The following is a 20,317-nucleotide window of genomic DNA, read 5'->3' as shown; positions in this document are numbered from 1 at the left end:
CTCTCTGTCAGGAATTCTTGACAGGTTCATCATAGGTTGATGGCGCCCTTGAGAAGTCGGTCGAATTGTATAATGACAGAAATAAATATCTATTGGCATAAGCAAGCTCTTGAATCCTGGCGGCATCATCACGTCAGGCCAGACGGGCCCTAGAGACCGGGCCGTGGGTCGGGTGCTTAGAAATGCTGGGAGGTGAAGAAGCACTGGTGTTATGGGGGGACCTAACGGGGCTTGCTCATGGACCCCGCCGCCTTAAACGCAGTCCTCCGGCCTTGCTTAATTTCAATCAATATTTCTGTCATGACAGAAATATTGATTGATAGATGCATGGATTGACGTATGGATTGACGTATAGATGGACCTACGGTTGCGTCGTGCGCACTCCCCTGGCCGAGCCGGCCAGTGCCCGGCATTTAGCCATCCATCTTTCTGTCTTGCTAGAAAGAAATATTGCCGACCACCAATCTATCAATCAATATTTACGTCATGACAGAAATATTGATTGATAGATTGGCGGATGGACATACGTAATGATTGGTTGATAGATTGACGGAAGGAACGATCATCAAGAAGACCAGAAGGGTGCTGGCGTGAAGGTAACAGCAATCGGAAACCGCAAGGGCGGAGTTGGTAAAACCTCCGTCACACTCGGTCTAGCCACCGGTTTGAAGCTGATTGGCAGGCGCGTCCTCGTCATCGATTTGGACCCTCAAGCTAATGTGTCCGAGGCCCTGGAGGGGGCAGGGGAGTTCGATGTCTTTGACGTTCTCTACGGCGGCGAGGCCGGCACACTTGGGCAGGCAATCACCGAAACGACCTGGTCGGGGATCGACCTGATTCCAAGCTCCGAGGCTCTGGCCCGTTTGGAGTCTGAGGCTCTCATGACTCCGGAAATGCGTCTCAAGACTGCTGCCTATGGGGCGGCGGAACTTGAAGAGTATGACCATGTGTTGATTGACCTACCGCCAGCGTTGGGTCGACTGACACTCAATGGTTTGATCTGGGCGGATCGAGTGCTGGCCGTGACCGAGCCGGCCGCCTTTTCCGTAAAGGGAGTGACAGAGTTTCTCGAGACGGTCAAGAAGGTCAAATCACTGCCGCACTTGAATCCGGCGTTGGATTTCTTGGGCATCATCATCAATAAGACGAGCTCGCCGTTGACCTCTGAGCATGCCTTCCAGATTGGGGAACTCCAGGAAGCATACGGTTCCGAGGTTCGTGAACCTCATTTGCCCTTGCGGACGGCAATGCAGGACTCAGTGAGCATGAAATCGCCCCTAGCGAAGATGCCGGGAAGGGGAGCGGCGATTATGACAGAAAAGTTCGTTGCTCATGCGCGATACCTGGACGGGGTCAACTGAGATGGCACTCGAACGCAAATCCGCAATCCGCAAGGCGCCCGCAGCCGACGTGGTCGATGTGTTGACGACGGCGAAGCCCGCTGACGCGCAGATTGACGACGAACAGTCATTCGCCATGAAGCCAGAACCATTGGCGGCGTCATCGCCGGAAGGCTCCATCTCGGGGCCGCGTCGACCGGGTCCAGGAAGGCCGCGTGGGAAACGGCGGATGGAGCCCTTCTCATCGAAAATCGAGATAAACCTTCGTGATGACCTGGATGCATACCTCGCCGAGACTGGTGTCACCATCACTGATTTCCTTGATGAGGCAATCCGAGAGAAGTTGGCCTCAATAAATACGTCTGGACAGAAATAAAGTTTTCGCCAGATGAGGTCCGAGAAGCACAAGAAGCTGATGTATGGCGCTGCGTCACTTCCTGACGGAGGCCGCCGGGCAAGAGCTGGCGACCTCCGCAGCCATTGATGGGACACCTGCCGCGGGTTAGGGCAGATGTCCCCATGGCGCGTGATACGGAGGTGCCGGAGAATCATGGAGGCGCCTCCGGTGGGCACCCGGATGATGAGTCCGCGAACAAAGTGACTGGGGAACTTCATGAAACTCGCGATGCGTAAGACGGTTACTGCAGGCGCTGTGCTGGCTTTGGGTGCTGGTGCATTTTTGGCGGGCGCTCCCGCTGCCAATGCTTCAGGCTCAGGGACAGCGTGTCCGTCAGGCCGGGCATGTTTCTACTTCAATTCCGATTTCCAAGGTGCTCGGGCCGACTACGCCAACAGCGACGCCGGCATGGGAAACGAGCTGTTCACCGACGGCCCGGCTGGACGGAACGGATGGGGCGTCCAAGTCAACAACAACTCAGCATCCCTAATCAACAACACCCACGCGTACATCACCATCTACGACAGCCCCGACTGCGTCGGCTACGCCTGGTACATCCAACCGGGGGACCGTCTCAACCTGGGCGAGATGAAAAACAGGGTCAGCTCAATCTACGTGGCCTACAACGGCGGGGCCTGCATCTCCCGGGACCAGTCCTGGGCTTAGCCCTGCAGTAGGCGGGGGGAGGCCCTGCCACGCTCTTGAGGCAAGGCCACCACCGTTGATCCACCCAGCAGGGGGTATTCGTTTGGATGCGAGGGTCCCCCAGAAGAAACGCAACTCAGCTTCTAGCCAAAGGTACCGGCGTCATCGTGAGGTGCGATGGAGGAAGCCTGAACACACGAGGCCTACATTTGTGGGCCACGTGAGAGCGGCGTCCGACGGCGCCTGACATGGGCAAACGACGTCGTTCCGCGCGGAAGCCGTAAGGGGATCCTTCACCGTACTGATGATCGCCGCGGCGCTTCCTAGCTTTGCTCATAACTTCCACGTGGCGTGAGATTGCGGCGGGCCGCAGGGGCCTTTCACTGGTGGGGGATCCCATGGGATCGGGTCCAGGACCTTTTCAACCACTACCTCTTGGGATGCTTTCTTATATACAAACAACCGCACGGCACGGACTCCGATCCACATGAATACGGCATTGTCCTTTGCCACGCTATAGCGGTGTCCAGCGGGGTATTCCGTACAGGCGGCCTGGTCAGTTCGGTCCAAACAAGTTACTTCAAAGTCAAGTTCGCTGGCATTCGGAAGGGCTGAAAGGTCTAATTCCAGAGTGCTGAAGCGCATTGCGGAGTCGCACGATGCAGCCCCACAGCCGCTCATCAGCGAGCCGACAAGTATCAGAGCACTAAGTACATGACTTATCCCTCTGGTCATGCTTCACCATAACCGAACCAGTCCTGCTCCTCCTGTCTCGGCCAGCTCCTGCCTCAGCAGAGTCGGTGTCGGCTAGGGGGATCCTTTAACGTGCAGCTGGCCCCGATCTGTGTGGCGGGCTGGTATGGCAGCATGTGGTTATGAGTGCCCAGCTGGAAGTTCCAAGGCTTGAGGACCTGAGTGATGTCGGGGTTGGTGTCGAGACGTCTGATCAGCCTGGGGTGGTCTCCCTGATGGCGTGGGCGAACGACGGAAGCACAGTAACGCTTACCTGGGACGAGATCGCTGGGTCAGCGAGCATCCGCTGGCTCAACGGTGACGAAGAGCGCCTTGTTCTTGAACGAGAGACCCCGGTGAAGATCAGTGTCCGAGACAAGCGCGGCGTCATTGAGTTCCACGTCTGGTCCCGCTGGGAAGGAATGGCCGGCGAATTGGTCGTGCGGGTTGGAGGGCAAGTGGCGGTCCACGACACGCTCCTACGTACTTAGCAGCCGTCTTGCGTTCGGTCGGGGATCCCTCGATCGGCGTCGTCGTTGACCAGTCTGGTGCAGCCCTTCGGTCAGGCACCAGACCGCTGGAGACAAACCCTAAGGGGCAGGGTACTGGATACGGCTCCGCGCCTCGTCCAATAACGATGTGTAGTCGCCTGAGAACACCTGGACCAGCACTGATTCAAGAGAGCTTTCGATGTCCCACAGGACGCGTTGCGCGGCTTGGTCCGTGAGATTAGAGCTGTTGCTCTTGTTGAACCGCGCCAGCCAGTCGAAGAGCACCAAAGCTTCGTCCCCGCTGAGCTTGACGCTGATGTGCTCGTTCTCGCCCATACCGTCTCCTCGATCTTGAGTCATTCACATAGACGCTATCCTCAAGTGAACCCGAACTCTGCCGGCCTATCCACGGCATCTCTCGATGCATCTCAGCGTTTTGCGACTTGGAGACATTGTCTCTGACCGCAGGCGGAAGCTGTGAAGACCGAACTGCCTGGTGCGACCGTAAGCCGCTTGGTTGGCGGACGCTTCAGCGCCCGGTGCGGGATCCTTCACCGGACACAGTGAACTAGGGCAGGTCATGCCACGCCTGTTCGAATTCTGCCTCGGTAATAGCCCATGGGTCCCACTCGTCTAGCGGGGCCAGCGGCTCCTGGGCCAAAAGACCAAATTCGTCCTCTTCATGTCCAGGGTCATAACGAAGAGTCGGGCCGGAATCGTAAACCTCGATCTGGCGAGTCGGCCGGCCGTCGTCACCGACTTCGAATAAATAAGTGGCGGGACCCCAAGACGAGTACTGGTCGCCTCGAGACTCGTTCCACGACCTCCGGTAGTACTGAGTTGCCATGAGAGCAGTGTGCCCTATTTCCTGTGCCCCAAGGGACGGCTCACCACGTAACGAGGACTTGTTTGAGGCAGAGAAGCGCGCGGCAGTTGTCCCGCGGGGGTGCCTCAATCTCCTAACGGGACTAGCATGCGGTCATGCCCGACAAACCCGCTCGTCGCGTTATTCGTCTGTTCCCTGACTATGGGCACTTGTGGCCGCTCTGGGAGAACAGCACGCCCGAGCATCCAACCAAATACACCATTGAGCCGGCGGACTTGGGACTCTCACCGGCTCTCATCGCCCGGCTTCGAGCATGGTATGACGCCTGGGAAGCGGAAAAATTGCACGTGCGCGGTTGGAGTTCGCCGGATGCCCAGAACGCATGGAGAGCTGAGGGAGCGAAGATTGCGGAGCAGCTTCGCGACGAGGTCGGAGCCTTCGCTGATGTGGAATACGGGGCTTATTAACCGCGGCAAAGAAGACGGCATTGCCCTCAGTTGCGCGCCCGGTAAAGGATCCTCCACCGGACGCTCCCGACGCTCTGAACCAAAAATTTGCCTGCAGGGATTGGGGGCGCCCCGCCGAACGAGCCAGGACTCATGGTGGATGCTTAGAACATGCACTCGAAGCCCAGCACCCCACGGACCCTAGGTTTCGCCGTGTGGAGCGACAATTAAGCTCTTGTGCGCGAACTGCTGGACGCCGGTGCCCCTGTTGACGACTACGGATCTGACACGGCGGCCGGTGTGACGCCCCTGATGGAGTCCGTCGACGAGCTTGAATCCTTCTATGACGGTTCCCGGCTCGTTCTGACACAGCTTCTCCTTTCGGCCGGTGCCGACGTAGCGAGGCGCGACAACACGGAACGGACTGCAATGCACTATGCCGTCGGGGCAGGGCGCATGGCGGTCGAGGTTCTCCTAGCGGCCGGTTCAGATGCGAACGCCGCCGATGACCGAGGGGTCACACCTCTACACGAAGCCATCCTCCGTGGGAATACCTCAGCCATAGAAGCTCTATGCCTAAGCGGCGCCAATTGCGGCACTCCAGACCACACAGGTCGCACTCCCGCCGACCTACTGTCCGAGAACGAGCGTGTGTTCACGTCTGAGGAACTAGCGGCTGTGAGTCTTCTGCTCGGGTCCACCTAGGCTGCGCCGTAAGCCGGTCGCTCACCGTATGTATCGAACGCCTGGATAAAAGTTGCCAGTTCCTGGATCGCGGAACGTACGTATAACCCGTACGGTGAAATGCACGGTGATGGGGGGATAACTGCAACTGTGTCTGGCACTGGCATGAAGGTCCGTCCGGGTTGGCGAGAACGTCGCGACTGCGAGTGAGCAAGGAGCAGCGTGAAGTGCATCTACTCCGGAATTGATAATCGCGGTGGCAGGTGCCGATACAAGGTCGTACGGGCCAGTCCAGTCTTTGCGGTGATCTCCCGCATGGGTATTCCTTTTTCGCGGAGCATGACGGCGTGCTCGAGCTTGTCGGGGTCCACTACCGAGGGCCGACCAGTGCGGCGCCCGTTAGCGGTTGCGACGGCGCGAGCGTGGGCTACCCTTTCGGCTGCGTAGGTTCTCTCCATCTCAGCGAAGAGAGCGAGCATGATCACGGCCAACTGCGCCATCGGACTGTCTGGGTCAGAGGTGTCGATGGGCAGGGGGTCGGCAAGTGTCCTCACGCCTATCCCACGTTCCTTGAGCCCGTGCATCAGATTCAGTGTGTCGCGGACTGTTCGGCCCAATCTGTCGAGGGTGTGAACTACGACGACATCACCTTCTCTGGCATGGTCCAGGGCGGCCTGAAGGCCTGGCCGGTCCCTGGTTGCTCCGGATTTCTTGTCGGCGAAGATTTTGGTGATGCCTGCCGCGGCCAAGGCATCCAGTTGCCGACTGAGGTCCTGCTTGGCTGTGGAGACCCTCGCATATCCGATTTCCATGCTCGAACTGTACCGAAAGTTGTCTTTGTGACGGTGCGTTGTTGGTCGTTTTTTGGAATAACAATCGGGACAAAATATGACACGAGATCCTACGGCTTCGAACTGATAGGGGAGTGTCCCGCCGATGGTGTTCCACTTCCAAGGAAGTAGGACTCTCCTTTATGGCGATTTGCTCGGCGGCAAGTGAACGATTCACTAGCCATTAGCTGATGGCTGTCATCTGAAACTGGGAAGCCAGTGGCTCCCATGGCGTCACGAACGTACGGTGCTCATCCCCACTGACAGGAGTTTCGTCATCTAGTTCCTAAAGCCGGTCGGGAGCGCAGAAGGGGATGCCGTGGTGCATATGCTGGGTCGGTGTATAGACTCCAAGGAATGTGGGCGTTAGCTGCGGCGTTCTCCCTGTGCGCGCTATGCGCCTGTGCTCCTGCGCGAGACCTGACAGTTGCTGAATCCTGTTCTACATATAAGAAGCTCAATGCAGGCGGGGATGCCGCGGCACGTGCCGCAGATATACGTACAGCAGAACCAAGGATGGACGAAGCAGTTGCCCGCCAGGTTCGCCAGTTCTTGGACGCTACGGCTTGGACTGATTCGCACGATGCGAATCACCCCGAGGCGATGGCTCACATCGAGCTTGGGCTGAGTGCACTGGATCGCCTGAATGAAATATGCGGCCTGTACTAGACCCCCGGTTCCATTGTCTGGATACAACCACGGCCGTCTGCGCCCCTACTGATGGTGGGGCATAATTGCGGCATGACTGAACCCTCGGACTACGAACTCGATGCGTGGAACAACATCCAGCGCTTTAAGGGTCGCCCAATTTCACAGGCTCTGAGAAATGCTGGCGAACAAGTTGCTATCCGCGCTGAGGAAATCGGTAAGCGTGCCACGCATTACCTTGAGAGTCATCCAGGAGCCCATTCTGTCGTCGCTCGTGGGCAGAAAATCGTAGCCAAGAGCGCTCATGCAGTCAGCGCCGGGGCACGCAAAGCCAAAGACTCCATTCCCGACGGTATCAGCGACTGGGGTGGCGCTGCGTTTGGCTCGATAAGGCAGACCGCGGGGCGGATTTCACGGGCTGGACTCTCTCCAAAACGGGTCGTTGCGAAACACCAAAAGAACGGCCACGACGTTAAGAGGCTCTCCGACTTGCGTCACCTCGACCTTGAGCAGATCGACACTGTCCGCGGGAGAGGAATGAGCTGGGGCTACCCTCTTGCTGCAGCACTTTCGGGAGCGGGTGCGGGCCTGGTGATTTCCGGAGGGGAACTCGCCGTCCCTGTCACCGGCGGGGCCGCAGCTGCGCCTTCCGGGGCAGCTATCGCGGGGGCATTCGTCGGCGACGCTGCATTTGTTCTCGGTCTCGCGTCCCGCTCAGTCGGGCACATTTCTCTGCTGTACGGCTATGACCCCGAAGAACCGGCGGAGAAACTTTTCGTTATGTCTGTCGTCAACGCCGGCACGGCGATGTCAGCCAGCGCGAAGACTGCCGCGATGGCTGACATTTCACGGCTGACCCAGGCACTCGTGCGCGGCAAGAGCTGGGCGGCCCTCCTTGATATGTCGCTTGTCGCCCAGGTCTCTAGGAAGTTCGCGGAGAAGTTCGCTTTCCGTCTTACCAAGCAGGGGCTCGGCAAAGTCGTACCCGCAGCCGGGATTGTCCTGGGCGGCGCTTTTAATTGGGCCACTCTGGAATCGATTGTCGATGTCGCAAACATTGAGTACCGGAAACGCTTCCTTCTTGAGAAATACCCACACCTCGCTAACGACGAGGCGGTCGAATCGTTTGCCGATGTCGACCACGACGCCCAGGACGGTTCCGACGAGGCAATCAGCGTGCTAGGCGAACTCGCCGAGACGGGTGGGCCAGATCTCCGCTGACACGCTGATCTGGATGTCTTGTCGAGGGCAATCATCCATCCACCCCGTAAGATCGCGCGAGGGTTTCTGGCAAGCACCACTGCGAGGGTCAGTTATTGTCAGCGCTACTTTGCAAATTCGAAGACGACATCGGCGTCGGGATCGACACCTCTGATGATGCCGTAGTAGAACGTCTTGGTCTGCTCCTGGAGCGCGCCCTCGTTTTGGGCGATGTATTTCTGCTTGTTCTCGTTGCTGAGAATGTTGTTGATCATGCGGGTCTGAACGGCAGACGGCGTCAGCCAGCTGAGCGCCTCGCTGCTCTCCATGGGGTCTTCGAACACGGGATCGTCGAAGCCGATGCCGGCGAACTGAGGAACGGTCACCCGGAACGATGCAGGGCCAGTCTTTTCGATCTTCACCTGTGATCCATCGAGGCCCAGTTTTGCATTGAACTTGTACTGGATCAGTGTCGTTTTCTCGCTGGCAGGTACGGCGACGCCGAGAATCTCCCCAGTGCTTTCGTGCCTCGCAACACCCTCAATGTGAAGACTGACTAAGGCAACCTCTTGCACGCGTGTGACCGCCTGGACTACTTGGGAATCGCGTTCGTTGGAGCTGCTGCCGAGCATTGAACTGAGACCCAGGGCATTCAATCCGCCCGTTGCTAAAGCCGGGCCCAGGACCGCAACACCCAAACCTATGATTAGTAGGACGGACCAGAGCCGAACCTTTACCCTGAAGAATTTCATGACAATTCAACCCCCAAGTCGTGAGCCGCCGAAATGCCCTCTACATTCCGTGGTGTGAAGTGACTGAAACGGATGACCCCGTCACGTCTTTTCGAACCCTATACTCAAGCGGAAGCCGTCTGATAATCGCACACCCCAACGACCATTCTTAGGTTTTATGACCTCGGCGAGGCCATCGGTCCGCGTTACGTCCGCAACGCGTTCAGGACCACGACTTAAATGTCAGAGGTTGGCTGTACCGTGCACGATGTCGGCTACGAGCGAAGGAAAAACATTGTCACCTGAGGGCTACCCATACCCGGTCGCGATCTCGCGGCTTAGCGAAGGCGAGATGTCACGCGAATCCCAGAATATCCGTGCGATCAATTGGCTGCTCGGGCAGCCAGGTGGACCCGTTGTCGTCGTGACGCCTGGACGGAAAGTCGAGGGATCTAGCCTCAAGCGGCTTGTTGAACGCCCCGGAGTGACGCATCGGACCTGGCGGGGTTTCTCGTCTGGGGTCCTCTTCGGCGCCCGGGTTCTTTACGCTTGGCCGGACCGTCAGCACTTGGACGACCTTTGGCAGTGTGGAGCCGATGCCGTCGCAGTTATCGAGTGGGACGAACGGGCCACAACGGGGTGGATTGCAGATGCCAGGCCTGTGCAGCTTTTTCGCGACAACACAGTGGAACCCGACATGGTGGCCGCCGGTGAGGAAGCACATGAGGCGCTTCCGAACGGAGTGGAGGGCATCTTGGAGTACATCGCGGACATGGCTGCCGGGTACTCGTCTCGTCTGAAGTGGAACGAACAAGACAAGCTCAAAGCCGACATGATGAATAATCCCGGGCGATGGGCGCCGATCACAGTAGAGCAGGTTCGACGAAAGTGCCGCGACCTTGGAATGAGGCCCAAGGATGTCGACACGGTGACAGGGTTCCTCCAGCGCCGGAAAGAGGGCCGGAGGTTCAACGTGACTAGCTCCTACCGGGACTTCCAGTTCAACTCAGGGGCAACGAATGAATCTACGCATTGATGGGTCGTGGACGGGATGGTCCGGTGACACAATCGCGACTCTAACCGATGGTTCAGTCTGGCGACAGACGGAGTACCACTACGAATATCACTATGGCTACCGTCCCAGAGTCACGATTTCGGGAGGGAAGATGATCGTTGAAGGTATGAGCAGGCCGATCCGCGTCCGCCGTCTCTGAGGATCGCATTTCATCCGCGTATTCCTGGCCTCAAGCTCGCGGCACTTCGGACCCCGCTCCTGCGCACCCAACATGGCGCCAACACCTGCTTTACAGATACCTAGATACATGTATACTCCTGTTCAAGTAATCAAGTAATCAAGTATCTAAGTATGGAGGATTTGTCGTGTTGCAGATCAAGCTGGCAAACAAACAGGACGTACAGAACGACCCCTTGGGCCGTAGTTGGGTAGGGGCGGTGCAGGGCATGAGCGAACGTGATGCTTGGGAAGCCGGCCGTGGATGCTGGGTGATGAAAGCCAGCAGAGCCATCGAGGAAAACGAAGTACGCATCGTGGATCCCGCTGGCACCATTCTTGCTGTAGCAACCATGAGAGGGCTGATCAAGCACGGCAACCGCCTGGAGGTTGTGGGTGACCTGCTGGAAGGCGATCCCCGGGTTGGATCCCAAGTCGAGCTAAGCAAGTCACAGAACCCCATCTCATACCATCAAAGCTGATCGTAAGAGGGCAACATGGTCGAGGGCCGGACACACGTCCGGCCCACCGTCACGATCAGGCCCCGCCGCAACGCGAACCCGCCAGTGCCATCGGGCACCGATATGATCCGGGCATGACTGAATTGGATCTTCTCCTGCAAGCCATCGCAGACGATCTCGGTGATCACACCACCTGGAGCGCCCCCGTAGAGTTTCCTAACTCGCTTGCCCTGTGTGCTCTAAACTCCGCATACTCACTCCGCGGAAGTTCGGCCGCAGCGACAAACGTGCTTGCCCGGTACCGGGCGTTTCGTTCCACAGCAGACACCGATACCGGCCCAGACCTGATGAAGGCTATTGACGACGCCGGCGGCCCAACAGACTTTGCCCGGGACATCCTGGGCAATGAAAGCAAGCTCCCCGGCACAAAACGGGTGAGGCCCGAAGGCGTCTACGAAGGCCTTTCCTTGCTTGCGGCCTTGGACGCGCCAGTCACCAGCACAGAACACCTTCGAGCCGCTGCGACCGACGGGGATACCTCCGCTAAGACCGCATGGTTGTCAGTCAAAGGCTTCGGCCCGCTTGCCTGGTCATACCTGATTATGAACGCAGGAGTCGGCACCGAGACAAAGCCCGACGTTATGGTGCGCCGCTACCTCGCTAAGGTTCTCAGCAATGGCAGCACACTAACCCCGGAGCGGACGCGGCACCTCCTCCAGCTCGCCGCCGCGAAACTCGACGTCGAACCCCGAAGCTTGGACCGAGCAATCTGGTTACACGAAAGCCCGTCGAAATAGGTTCGTGTAGTCGATCGTTCTGCCGGTGCCTCGTACAGCCCGACCTGACGACTGAAGGAGAAGATGATGACAACCTTCACTTCATCGGGTCCCTAGGCCTAGGGGTTACCTACGCCCGCGTCTTGGGCTCGCCTGGACTCGTCAGAGCTGGGTGAAGTAAGCGCGGATGACGGCGGCAATGAGTTTGCGCCGGGCTGCAAGGAACTCCGGGTACGATCCGGCAGTCACTTCCGTGAGGTTCGGAGGTATGGCGTTTTCGATGAAGTTTCTTTCGAGATCGCCTGTGCTTGTGATTTCACCGAGGGTTAGCTCTCCGGAAGCAATTTGCGCGGTGACCTCAGCCATGTACTCGGCCGGTGGCTTGTTCCCGATGCTTATGTTGATGGAGGTTTCGGTCAGAGCATAGTTTGCGACCTGGTTGTAGTCTCCGCGGTCGGGGAAACCGTTTTTCTGCAGGTAGTCCTTCGGGACAATGTGATGGATGTCCCCTGACTGCTCGTGCATGGATGCCACGGTGATGCTCTTGGAAAGAAAACCACGAGTTCCGGCGGCAACTTGGGCGGCGAGGAACGTTTGGAAGAAAGGGCTAGCCGAACTGGTGGTCTCCAGTGCATTGGGCAAAGACACCTCCCAGAAGCCGTCCGTGAGTTCTGATTCTTCGATCTGCTTGAGGTAGGCAGCAGCGCCCTGGGTCCCGATGCGCCGGATGTCTTGTTCCCAAATTGATTCGAAGCTGCCGGAGTGCCGGCCGGTTAGCATCGACAGCACGAACCAGCGTCGGACGATACCTTTGCGCTCACCCTCTGAGATGGTGGCATCAGCACGGAGGCGGAGGTAGAGGGCGTAGGCAAAGTTCAGGGCGTTTTTTGAACCGATCATGCCCGGTGAGATAAACCCTGCTGATTTGATGATCATCAGGAAGTTCTCGAAGTGGTACTTCTTCACGATCTCAAGAAGGGCCGCCTCGAGCTTGTCGTAAGCGACAGGGATGCGTGCTTCATCGACCTTTCGCGTTTCGGGGTCACGGCCGGAGAGTTCACTCACGATGGATGAGGCTTTTCCGCGGCTGAAACCCAGCAGCCCCGCCACGCGAATGATGTCGCTGTACTCGGGATCGTAAAGGTCCTCGGAGTCATCCTTCAGCCAAGAGATCGCTTTGACGTATGGTGTCGCGGCGAAGTCCGAATCGTTTCCTCGATGTCACTGTAGGCGTGGGGAGCTACGGCCAGTTGGCAGAAGTAGTCGATCAGCTTTCGGATGTTGCGTCCGCGTTCGCCGTACGTGGCGATCTTGCTCATCGCGAAGTCTGCGCTGCTGAGCGGGACGCCTTTGGAGTTGATGCGGATGAAGATTTCAGCGACCGTCTCGACGTCCAAGTCGTCGTCGAGGGAGATGATGCCGATTTGTGCGTTCTTGATGGCCTGCAGTCGGTCGATGTTCGCTTCAGCTGCTGCGTGGTCTATTTCCGGGTTGGCATCGAAGTAGGCTTTGACGAAGGCGTACGTTGAGGTGGCGTTGAACAGTTCGCTGATGTCCGAGATCCATTCAGGATTCTTTGCAATGAATGGTGTGAGAGTAGCGAACTCCTCACGAACTGGGTTGAACGCAATGACAATGCGTACCTGCTTGTAGCGCTTGTTCACCACCTTCATTCCGGCCACGGCGGCTCTAAGGGCGGTGACGCGCTGCTGCCCATCGATCAGGATGTGCTGATGTGCTGCCGATTGCCCGCCCTTGAGGTAGGCACCAACGGACTGCCAGGTGATGAGGTAGCCGACCGGGTATCCCTTGTAGAGCGAATCCACCAGATCACGCACTTTAACGCTGTCCCACACGAACGGACGTTGAAGCTCAGGGATAGCAATCTGCTCTCGCCGAACATCCTCCAGAAGCTGCGTCACAGCAGATTGAGTGACCTTGTACTTCGCCATCTGACTCCTCGTCCTCTACCCAAAAATGCAATCAGCACTTGTCGCCCAGATGTCATGGCGACAATGGCTCGTTGCTCGGAACCAGAAACCACGCTGATCACTGCATGACGCCATGCTAGCGGCAGCAAGGCTGGGCCATTCCGCCACCATGCCGTATCGAGAATTTCACCGAGACGGGTTACCAATACGAGACCACTCCCGCTGAAGAGCGATGCCGTTTCTAGCGGAAGCGTATACGGAGGTAGTGTTCTTGCTCGGTGGTGAGGGCGCCCCAACGGGCGCCGTCAAATGGCAGCCTGCCGTATTTGTCGCGTAGTGCCTGCCGGACCGTTTTTGGGTTCTTGCCTAACTCTCGCGCCAGCTCGACGGGCGTTAGCCCGTTCGTCGCCTGGACGTGTTCAACGCCTGGAGGGACAGCTGGCGCCGGATTTGCTTGGGCTGATCCTACGGAGGCGTGAGCTGATGCCTGTCGGGCCATCAATTCGCGCGCCAAACGGAGGCGCGGAAGAGAATGGGGGTTGTTTTTGATGTTCAGCGGTGGCGCCCAATGTTGGATGACTTCGATCTCGACGGCAGCAAGTTGGCCTGCCAGCCAAGCAGGCATCTCCCAAACGGCGAGTGACAGGTGCTCATGCATCCATGCCGTGAGCCTGGCGTCCCCGTCCGGCGTCAGCCCGTAGTTCGAGAAATGTCCTGGCTTATCTGGGTTCCGCGGGACAGCATCCAGAGAAAGCGGATCACGTAGAAGCGCAGCGAAGGATCGCCGCACTGTGGAGCTGCCGGTTGCGGGCTTCTTGGCGGAGTCTGCAGCGAAATGAGTATCGACTTCCCGTCGAACAAGGTTGTCTTCACTCTTCCCCACATACAGCGCAGTTCCCGGTTGCGGGTCGAGGCCTAAATCGATCCAAGCCCCGATATTTCCGTAGATTGCATACAGGCCTGGCACGGGTCGCACCCGCTCTTTCGCCCGAGTAATAGGCCAGTGCTCTCCTGAAAGCGTTCTGAGAATTTCGTGTAGATGCCGGGAGGGTTCGGGGGCGGTCATGAGGGGACCCTAGCAGGTACGTCCAGCTGCCCCAGGCCCGTCGTTCGAAATGGACATAGGGCAGGAGATATGGGGAACCGTGGTCGTGGCCCATGAAGCAGCCACCTGCATACTCCCGCGAACTCAAGAGGACCAGCGCCAGGGACTTAACAATGACAAAGACGAGCCGGACATGTTCCACCCCAGGGCTGTCCCACTTCCAAGGAATTGGGACAGTTGCAGTCGCAGTATGATCGTCGACTATGTATGACGAAGCTTTCTCGCTGTTCGAGGTCGACAAACCTGCCCCGTCTCCCAACGTCCTTGTTCCGCTCCCGATCAAAACCGAGCAAGTTCAAGCGATCCGTGATGCGTTTGAGGGGGCTGGGGTGGTTAGCCAGGACGATCGCAAGGCATTGATTGAATCCGTCGTCTTCCGCGACGTAGCCAGCCTTCGCGAGCTTAAGGCCGTCGAGGCCCGAAGGATTCTTCAGCGCATCGAGAGTCTTCGCAGCCTCAAGAAAGCAAGCCCCGGATCGGCATGGGACAACCGTGAAGAAGATACTTGGATCGACAAGCTCTAGCAGGGATCCTTTTTCGTTGAACTTCCTATGCACCGTGACTGTAAGGCGTCGTCTCTTCACCTTGAAGCGTCAGTTAAAACGCACGGCGGGTAAAGTCAAGTAAGCTGCGGCGCCTTTTGGGTCAGCCCGGCCTGACTGACTTCAAGGAGTAATAAGTGGCACACCTCGACACGCTGATCGATAGGATTTCAGATCCGAAGTTGAGGAGTGAGATCCAGGAGCAGGTCAATAAGCTGGCGGCCAAGACCAGCTTCGGCCTGGTTTTCGAAGAGCATCGCCCAGAGACGGTAACGCTTCCCGGTTTCGAAATCGCCCGTGGAGGCAAGGTTGCCTACAAGGATGGATCGAGGCCCGGTATCTGGACAGTCCTCAGGTTGGTCGATGGCGTGGCCACGATCGTGAGAACAGGGGACACCGGTGAGCGAGCGACTGCTCAGGTTGATGAGCTTGTCGTCATTCGTGAATTCGGCGATCCGATCTACCCTGGTTTGGAGCCGATGGGTGCGGTCTCTCGTGGCGGTGACAAGCCGTTTCATACGGTCATCAATGCCGAAAACTACCACGCGCTCCAAACCCTGCTCTACACCCATGAGGGGAAGGTCGACGCGATCTACATCGACCCGCCCTACAACACAGGGTCACGGGACTGGAAGTACAACAACGACTACGTCGACGGCGATGACCAGTATCGGCACTCCAAATGGCTCGCTTTCATGGAGCGCAGGCTCAAGCTTGCGAAGCGACTCCTCAACCCAGCAGACTCCACCCTCGTCGTAACCATTGACGAGAAGGAAGTCCACCGTCTCGGCCTCCTGCTGGACAAGGTCTTTCCCGAAGCGCGGCGCCAAATGGTTACGATCGTCATCAATCCAAATGGATCTGCGCGCGGTCAGGAGCTTTCACGGGTCGAGGAGTACGCCTTTTTCCTTTTTTTCGGAGAAGCCGGCCCTGGGCTCGTGTCGGAAGACCTTCTGAGTGGCGAGGAGACGGTGCCTGTTCGTAAGGATGTCCGCTGGGAGTGGCTGCTACGAGGCGGTGCCAACTCTCGGCGACAAGATCGTCCGAACCTCTTTTATCCGATATTCGTTGACCCACAGACAAAGCGTGTCACTGAAGTCGGGGAACCCCTTCCAATCGATGGCAACCGTGCGGACGTCCGGCCGAAGAAGGGATTGGTCACCGTTTGGCCGCTGAAGACGGACGGCCAGGAGGGCCGCTGGCGTGCATCCGCTGAGTACATTCGGGAGCTCCTGGCTGCGGGGCATGCACGACTCGGTGCGTATGATTCGAAATTGGACCGATGGTCGGTCCTCTACCTCGGGAAGGCTCAGATACGCCGCATAGAAACTGGTGACATCGAAGTGACCGGCCGTCGGGAGGACGGTTCGGTCATCCTCCAAGAGCTCGTTTCGACGAGGCGCACGCCCAAGACCGTCTGGAACATGTCACGGCACACCGCGGGGGAGCACGGCAGTAACCTGCTCAAGCGGTTTGTGGGAGCTAGGTCTTTTCCCTTCCCTAAATCGCTCTATGCAGTTGAGGACGCACTCCGAGCGGCGCTCGGGGGCAAGAAGGAAGGCGTGGTGCTTGATTTCTTCGCAGGCTCCGGCACCACAGCCCACGCCGTGATGCGGCTGAATCGGCAGGACGGCGGCCGGCGGCGGAGTATCAGCATTACCAACAACGAAGTGTCGGCAGAAGAGCAGGCCAAATTGCAGGCTGAGGGCCACCGGCCCGCAGACGCTAGCTGGGAGGCACTTGGCATTTGCGAGTACATCACGAAACCACGTCTCCAGGCTGCTATCACCGGTAGGACTTTAGCCGGTGAGCCCTTGAAGGGCGACTATCGATTCGTCGATCCGTTCCCGATGGCTGATGGCTTTGAGGAGAACGTCGAGTTCTTCAAGCTGACCTATGAGGACAACCAGTTGGTCCGGCTCGGTCGGAAATTCCACGCTATCTCACCGCTCCTGTGGATGCGCTCCGGTGCGGAGGGAACGCGCATCGATGAACTCCCAGACGACGGTTGGTCTCTGCCCAAGGACAGCTTCTACGGCGTCCTGACCGACATTGATCAGTGGGAGCCGTTCGTAAATGCGGTCAACGCGCGTGATGATGTCCGCTCCGTCTTCATCGTCACTGACTCGCAGGCCGAGTTCGAGGCCATCAACGTCCAGATCGACCAGGGTATCGACTCCGTCAGGCTCTACGCGGATTACCTACAGTCGTTCGAGATCAACACCAGACAAGGCTAAGCACCTCTATGAAATTCAAGCTCCGTGGCTATCAAGCAGTTGCCAAGCGCGATGTCCTCGAAGACATAAGCGAGGCACTGGAACGCTATATCGAAACCGCTGGCGAACGTGTCACTGCCGTGCAGCTGACCGCACCGACGGGATCGGGCAAGACGGTTATCGCCTCCGCCGTGATTGAAGCGGCCCTCTTCGGCTCTGATGACTTCGTTCCCAACCCTGACTGGACGTTTCTCTGGATCTCCGATGATCCATCGCTGAACGAACAGACGGCCCGCAAGTTCTTGACGGCATCGGACAAGATTTCGCACGGCACGATGGAGATCATCGAGTCAAGCTTTGACCAGAAGGTGCTCGATCCAGGCAAGGTCTACTTCCTCAATGTCCAGAAGCTCAACTCAAGTGCTCGGCTGTCCAAGGAGGGCGGGGGAGACCTGCGCGAGTATTCGTTTTGGTCGACGCTGACGAACACCATTGACATGCGGCCGGACAAACTGGTCATCATAATCGACGAGGCGCACGTCGGCATGAAGACGGAGCGGTCCCGCGACACCATCGTGTCGCGGATCATTGGCGGGGCGAAGACCGGCCGTCCGCCGGCGCCTGTCATTGTCGGTATCACTGCCACCCCTAAGCGCTTCGAGAAGGCGATGGACACGATGAAGCGTCGCGTCCGCGCCACGCGCATCGGTGTAGACCAAGTACAGGCATCGGGCCTCCTGAAGGATGGGCTGGTGTTGGCCTCGCCGCAGCAGATCGCAGCCAACTTCAACGAGTCTGCACTGCTTCGCCACGCCGTCGCGACCGTGCGCCGATACGAGCAGGATTGGGCGACGTATTCAGCACAGAACAACGAGCCCCAGGTCTTGCCGGCCCTGGTTATCCAGGTCGGCAATACGCCATCTGATGACGAGCTGTCCGCGATCATCAGTGTGGTTCTTGAGTCATGGCCAGGCCTGAAGACCCACAACATTTGCCACACCTTTGGCGAGCATAACGTCCTCAAGGTTGGCGCCTACGCGATTCCATACTCCAATCCCGAGGACATCCAGGACGACCTCGACATCCGCGTGGTGCTCTGCAAGCAGGCCATCACGACCGGTTGGGACTGCCCGCGGGCTGAGGTGCTGTTGTCGTACCGTGTGGTCGAAGAAGAGGACGCCATCACCCAGATCATCGGCCGTATGATCCGGACGCCGCTGGCCCGTCGCGTCTCGCAGAATGAAGCCTTGAACTACGTGCACTGCTTTTTGCCCAGGTTCAACAAGGCCGGCGTGAAGAAGATTGCCGACAGGCTCAAGCTCGGTGACGACAGCTTCCGCCAGGAATGGTTGCACCCGGAGACGATGGATAAGGATACCTTGCCAGAGCTCGTCCCGGCCGTCCCGTCGACCGAGATGACGCTTGCCGGTAGTACCCTGGCAAAGCGCGCCACGACCTTCAACACGGGTCTGCGTGACGAGCTGATGCGTCGACGTGACGCCGAGCTAAAGGACCCCAAGCTATTTGACGACGAAGCCGAGCAGTCCTTCACGCCGCCGGTGGAGCCCGCGGAGGTGCCCGAGCCCGAGGAAGAGCTGATCATCGTCGAGGAGCAGGAGCTCACCGACGGCCCCGGTCCGACCGGCGTCAACGTCATCACGCAGGAAAACGTCCGGCTCGGCCGCAACCAGCGTATCGATGCCAACGTCTTCGAGCAGCTGCTCGAACTACCGTCGTACGTTATCCCCGGCGTGCAGTACCGTACCCAAGTCGATCGCTTGAAGAACTTCGCAACTTTGCTTACCGGCGGCGGCAAGAACGCCATTCTCCAGGGCGCATCGAAGATTGCCAATGAAAGGCTGCTCCAGGTGCTCAGGGAAACGCGGCTACAGCTCGACGCCAGCGAGAAGTTCCAAGAGCAAGCGGACAAGCTGGCACACTTCTTCATCGAGAACGAAGTGACGACACTGTTCGACGGTAACGCCGTGCTCGAGATCGAGCAGCTGGAGGAAGTAGAGATCGACACCAAGGGTGTCGAGCAGCTGTTTGCCCAGGCGGAGCGCCGTATCGGCCGTACCATGGCCAACGCCTACCTGAACGAACGCTACGAAGCTGACGGCGAAACCTTCACGATGATGATGTCCGTTGCTGTCGTTGCCCACCAACCAGGCGTCAAGGACAAGCTGGAACACGTTGCCAACGCCACAATCGTTGAGTGGTTCAAGGAATACCAGACTCAAATCAACAAGGCACCGGCGGCCCTGAAGGCGCAGATCGACGAGGTGCGGTCTGAAGCCACCGAGCCGGAGCCAACTGTGATCTCGCTCGCCGAGAACAAGCCCTTCCCCGTGGCCGAAGTTGTATGGCCCAAGCACCTGCTGTCCAGCCCCACCGGTGACTATCCCGTGAAGCTCAATGAGTGGGAGATTCACGTGCTCGACAACGAGCTGCAGGACGACAAATGCCTGGGCTGGTACCGGAACCCCTCGACCGGTTCTGGTGCACTGACGGTGCCGTACACGATGAACGGTCGGCACCGCGGCCTGACGCCCGACTTCGTGTTCTTCCATCAGACCGACGACGGAGTGGTGGCTTCCATCCTTGACCCGCACGCGCAGAGCCTGAGCGATTCAATTCCGAAGCTGCGGGGCCTCGCTAAGTACGCAAAAGACCACGGCGACGAGTATCAGCGCATCGAATCGATCATCAAGATCAACGACGTGTTCTACTCGCTTAATCTGAAAGATAAGGCAGTCCAGACGGTGGTGGAGGCGTACCGCGAGGCGCGTCCTGAAGCACTGTATCTGGAGCACGCCGGGAAGTACTAGAGGCGCACGTCAGCAGCGGGAAAACTTTCAACACGGAAGTGTGACGCCTTGGGTGAAAGCGCCAATGGTTGGCTTGCGCAGCAAGCGAAGGCAGGGGAGCCGGCCATGACTGACGCGACCAATGAGAGCTAAGTAGGCTACCTGCTTGCGGCCAAGGCCAATGTGGCTGTGACAGGTTTGGATGGCCCCGGTAGGACGGTTATTTCTGGCCCCATTTTGTGACTCGCCGGGTTTCGGTGACGGTTATATGTGGCCCC

At 58.3% G+C, this 20,317-nt stretch carries 20 protein-coding genes; 14 read left to right on the top strand and 6 right to left on the bottom strand.

The window, feature by feature from the left end; genetic code table 11:
• The first annotated feature begins 374 nt into the window (after positions 1-374).
• From ACIPV6_RS10200 to ACIPV6_RS10180, 5 genes are all read left to right on the top strand, one after another.
• Positions 375-506 (top strand): hypothetical protein, encoded by a 132-nt coding sequence (locus ACIPV6_RS10200; protein WP_400270760.1) that lies wholly within the window; start codon positions 375-377, stop codon positions 504-506.
• An 84-nt stretch (positions 507-590) separates the two neighbouring features.
• Positions 591-1,361 (top strand): ParA family protein, encoded by a 771-nt coding sequence (locus ACIPV6_RS10195; RefSeq protein WP_216926697.1) that lies wholly within the window; start codon positions 591-593, stop codon positions 1,359-1,361.
• Between the two features lies 1 nt (position 1,362).
• Positions 1,363-1,716 carry a hypothetical protein gene (locus tag ACIPV6_RS10190; RefSeq protein WP_400270759.1) on the top strand — a complete coding sequence of 118 codons (354 nt, stop codon included), beginning with the start codon at positions 1,363-1,365 and terminating at the stop codon, positions 1,714-1,716.
• A gap of 237 nt (positions 1,717-1,953) precedes the next feature.
• Complete coding sequence (locus tag ACIPV6_RS10185; protein ID WP_400270758.1) at positions 1,954-2,403, top strand: peptidase inhibitor family I36 protein; 450 nt, start codon at positions 1,954-1,956, stop codon at positions 2,401-2,403.
• A gap of 854 nt (positions 2,404-3,257) precedes the next feature.
• On the top strand, positions 3,258-3,605 hold the full coding sequence (locus ACIPV6_RS10180) for a hypothetical protein (protein WP_400270757.1): 348 nt from the start codon (positions 3,258-3,260) through the stop codon (positions 3,603-3,605).
• Between the two features lie 99 nt (positions 3,606-3,704).
• Here the strand turns inward: ACIPV6_RS10180 and ACIPV6_RS10175 are convergent, their stop codons facing one another.
• Positions 3,705-3,941, bottom strand: coding sequence for a hypothetical protein (locus ACIPV6_RS10175; protein WP_400270756.1), 237 nt, complete (start codon positions 3,939-3,941; stop codon positions 3,705-3,707).
• A gap of 645 nt (positions 3,942-4,586) precedes the next feature.
• On the opposite strand from ACIPV6_RS10175, the gene ACIPV6_RS10170 reads away from it, so the two are divergent.
• Together ACIPV6_RS10170 and ACIPV6_RS10165 are read left to right on the top strand one after the other, a co-directional pair.
• Positions 4,587-4,898: a hypothetical protein gene (locus ACIPV6_RS10170; protein WP_400270755.1), complete on the top strand. Its 312-nt coding sequence runs from the start codon at positions 4,587-4,589 to the stop codon at positions 4,896-4,898.
• 216 nt (positions 4,899-5,114) lie between these two features.
• Positions 5,115-5,582: an ankyrin repeat domain-containing protein gene (locus ACIPV6_RS10165; protein ID WP_400270754.1), complete on the top strand. Its 468-nt coding sequence runs from the start codon at positions 5,115-5,117 to the stop codon at positions 5,580-5,582.
• A gap of 212 nt (positions 5,583-5,794) precedes the next feature.
• Here the strand turns inward: ACIPV6_RS10165 and ACIPV6_RS10160 are convergent, their stop codons facing one another.
• Entirely contained in the window at positions 5,795-6,373 is a 579-nt protein-coding gene (locus tag ACIPV6_RS10160) for a recombinase family protein (RefSeq protein WP_400270753.1), read from the bottom strand.
• A gap of 759 nt (positions 6,374-7,132) precedes the next feature.
• On the opposite strand from ACIPV6_RS10160, the gene ACIPV6_RS10155 reads away from it, so the two are divergent.
• Positions 7,133-8,260 (top strand): EcsC family protein, encoded by a 1,128-nt coding sequence (locus tag ACIPV6_RS10155; RefSeq protein WP_400270752.1) that lies wholly within the window; start codon positions 7,133-7,135, stop codon positions 8,258-8,260.
• Between the two features lie 104 nt (positions 8,261-8,364).
• On the opposite strand, the gene ACIPV6_RS10150 is transcribed toward ACIPV6_RS10155, so the two are convergent.
• Positions 8,365-8,991 carry a hypothetical protein gene (locus ACIPV6_RS10150; RefSeq protein ID WP_400270751.1) on the bottom strand — a complete coding sequence of 209 codons (627 nt, stop codon included), beginning with the start codon at positions 8,989-8,991 and terminating at the stop codon, positions 8,365-8,367.
• Between the two features lie 547 nt (positions 8,992-9,538).
• Here ACIPV6_RS10150 and ACIPV6_RS10145 point away from each other — a divergent pair.
• The 3 genes from ACIPV6_RS10145 (at position 9,539) to ACIPV6_RS10135 (ending at position 11,459) form a co-directional block, all read left to right on the top strand.
• Positions 9,539-10,006 (top strand): hypothetical protein, encoded by a 468-nt coding sequence (locus ACIPV6_RS10145; RefSeq protein ID WP_400270750.1) that lies wholly within the window; start codon positions 9,539-9,541, stop codon positions 10,004-10,006.
• A gap of 344 nt (positions 10,007-10,350) precedes the next feature.
• On the top strand, positions 10,351-10,683 hold the full coding sequence (locus ACIPV6_RS10140; protein WP_400270749.1) for a hypothetical protein: 333 nt from the start codon (positions 10,351-10,353) through the stop codon (positions 10,681-10,683).
• 113 nt (positions 10,684-10,796) lie between these two features.
• Positions 10,797-11,459 carry a hypothetical protein gene (locus ACIPV6_RS10135; protein ID WP_400270748.1) on the top strand — a complete coding sequence of 221 codons (663 nt, stop codon included), beginning with the start codon at positions 10,797-10,799 and terminating at the stop codon, positions 11,457-11,459.
• 141 nt (positions 11,460-11,600) lie between these two features.
• On the opposite strand, the gene ACIPV6_RS10130 is transcribed toward ACIPV6_RS10135, so the two are convergent.
• From ACIPV6_RS10130 to ACIPV6_RS10120, 3 genes are all read right to left on the bottom strand, one after another.
• Positions 11,601-12,503: a hypothetical protein gene (locus tag ACIPV6_RS10130; protein ID WP_400270747.1), complete on the bottom strand. Its 903-nt coding sequence runs from the start codon at positions 12,501-12,503 to the stop codon at positions 11,601-11,603.
• Positions 12,504-12,598: 95 nt separating this feature from the next.
• The gene (locus ACIPV6_RS10125) at positions 12,599-13,390 is read right to left on the bottom strand and encodes a DUF262 domain-containing protein (RefSeq protein ID WP_400270746.1); all 792 of its coding nucleotides are present in this window, start codon (positions 13,388-13,390) and stop codon (positions 12,599-12,601) included.
• 220 nt (positions 13,391-13,610) lie between these two features.
• Positions 13,611-14,435: a GIY-YIG nuclease family protein gene (locus tag ACIPV6_RS10120; protein ID WP_400270745.1), complete on the bottom strand. Its 825-nt coding sequence runs from the start codon at positions 14,433-14,435 to the stop codon at positions 13,611-13,613.
• 242 nt (positions 14,436-14,677) lie between these two features.
• On the opposite strand from ACIPV6_RS10120, the gene ACIPV6_RS10115 reads away from it, so the two are divergent.
• The 3 genes from ACIPV6_RS10115 (at position 14,678) to ACIPV6_RS10105 (ending at position 20,060) form a co-directional block, all read left to right on the top strand.
• Positions 14,678-14,998, top strand: coding sequence for a hypothetical protein (locus ACIPV6_RS10115; protein ID WP_400270744.1), 321 nt, complete (start codon positions 14,678-14,680; stop codon positions 14,996-14,998).
• Positions 14,999-15,153: 155 nt separating this feature from the next.
• Positions 15,154-17,253 (top strand): site-specific DNA-methyltransferase, encoded by a 2,100-nt coding sequence (locus ACIPV6_RS10110; protein WP_400270743.1) that lies wholly within the window; start codon positions 15,154-15,156, stop codon positions 17,251-17,253.
• A gap of 8 nt (positions 17,254-17,261) precedes the next feature.
• Complete coding sequence (locus ACIPV6_RS10105; RefSeq protein WP_400270742.1) at positions 17,262-20,060, top strand: DEAD/DEAH box helicase; 2,799 nt, start codon at positions 17,262-17,264, stop codon at positions 20,058-20,060.
• The last annotated feature ends 257 nt before the right edge of the window (positions 20,061-20,317 follow it).

Origin of the sequence: Paenarthrobacter sp. NPDC089988 (assembly GCF_044748465.1) — a bacterium.
Classification (GTDB): domain Bacteria; phylum Actinomycetota; class Actinomycetes; order Actinomycetales; family Micrococcaceae; genus Arthrobacter.
Note: the sequence above shows the minus strand (reverse complement) of the source record. Positions and strands in the feature narration are given on the sequence as shown.

Excerpts from the sequence above, each read along its gene's own strand:
- ACIPV6_RS10175 (WP_400270756.1), bottom strand. The coding sequence starts at position 3,941 with ATGGGCGAGAACGAGCACATCAGCGTCAAGCTCAGCGGGGACGAAGCT.
- ACIPV6_RS10105 (WP_400270742.1), top strand. The coding sequence starts at position 17,262 with ATGAAATTCAAGCTCCGTGGCTATCAAGCAGTTGCCAAGCGCGATGTC.
- ACIPV6_RS10120 (WP_400270745.1), bottom strand. The coding sequence starts at position 14,435 with ATGACCGCCCCCGAACCCTCCCGGCATCTACACGAAATTCTCAGAACG.
- ACIPV6_RS10160 (WP_400270753.1), bottom strand. The coding sequence starts at position 6,373 with ATGGAAATCGGATATGCGAGGGTCTCCACAGCCAAGCAGGACCTCAGT.
- ACIPV6_RS10135 (WP_400270748.1), top strand. The coding sequence starts at position 10,797 with ATGACTGAATTGGATCTTCTCCTGCAAGCCATCGCAGACGATCTCGGT.
- ACIPV6_RS10155 (WP_400270752.1), top strand. The coding sequence starts at position 7,133 with ATGACTGAACCCTCGGACTACGAACTCGATGCGTGGAACAACATCCAG.
- ACIPV6_RS10190 (WP_400270759.1), top strand. The coding sequence starts at position 1,363 with ATGGCACTCGAACGCAAATCCGCAATCCGCAAGGCGCCCGCAGCCGAC.
- ACIPV6_RS10185 (WP_400270758.1), top strand. The coding sequence starts at position 1,954 with ATGAAACTCGCGATGCGTAAGACGGTTACTGCAGGCGCTGTGCTGGCT.
- ACIPV6_RS10125 (WP_400270746.1), bottom strand. The coding sequence starts at position 13,390 with ATGGCGAAGTACAAGGTCACTCAATCTGCTGTGACGCAGCTTCTGGAG.
- ACIPV6_RS10180 (WP_400270757.1), top strand. The coding sequence starts at position 3,258 with ATGAGTGCCCAGCTGGAAGTTCCAAGGCTTGAGGACCTGAGTGATGTC.
- ACIPV6_RS10150 (WP_400270751.1), bottom strand. The coding sequence starts at position 8,991 with ATGAAATTCTTCAGGGTAAAGGTTCGGCTCTGGTCCGTCCTACTAATC.
- ACIPV6_RS10170 (WP_400270755.1), top strand. The coding sequence starts at position 4,587 with ATGCCCGACAAACCCGCTCGTCGCGTTATTCGTCTGTTCCCTGACTAT.
- ACIPV6_RS10115 (WP_400270744.1), top strand. The coding sequence starts at position 14,678 with ATGTATGACGAAGCTTTCTCGCTGTTCGAGGTCGACAAACCTGCCCCG.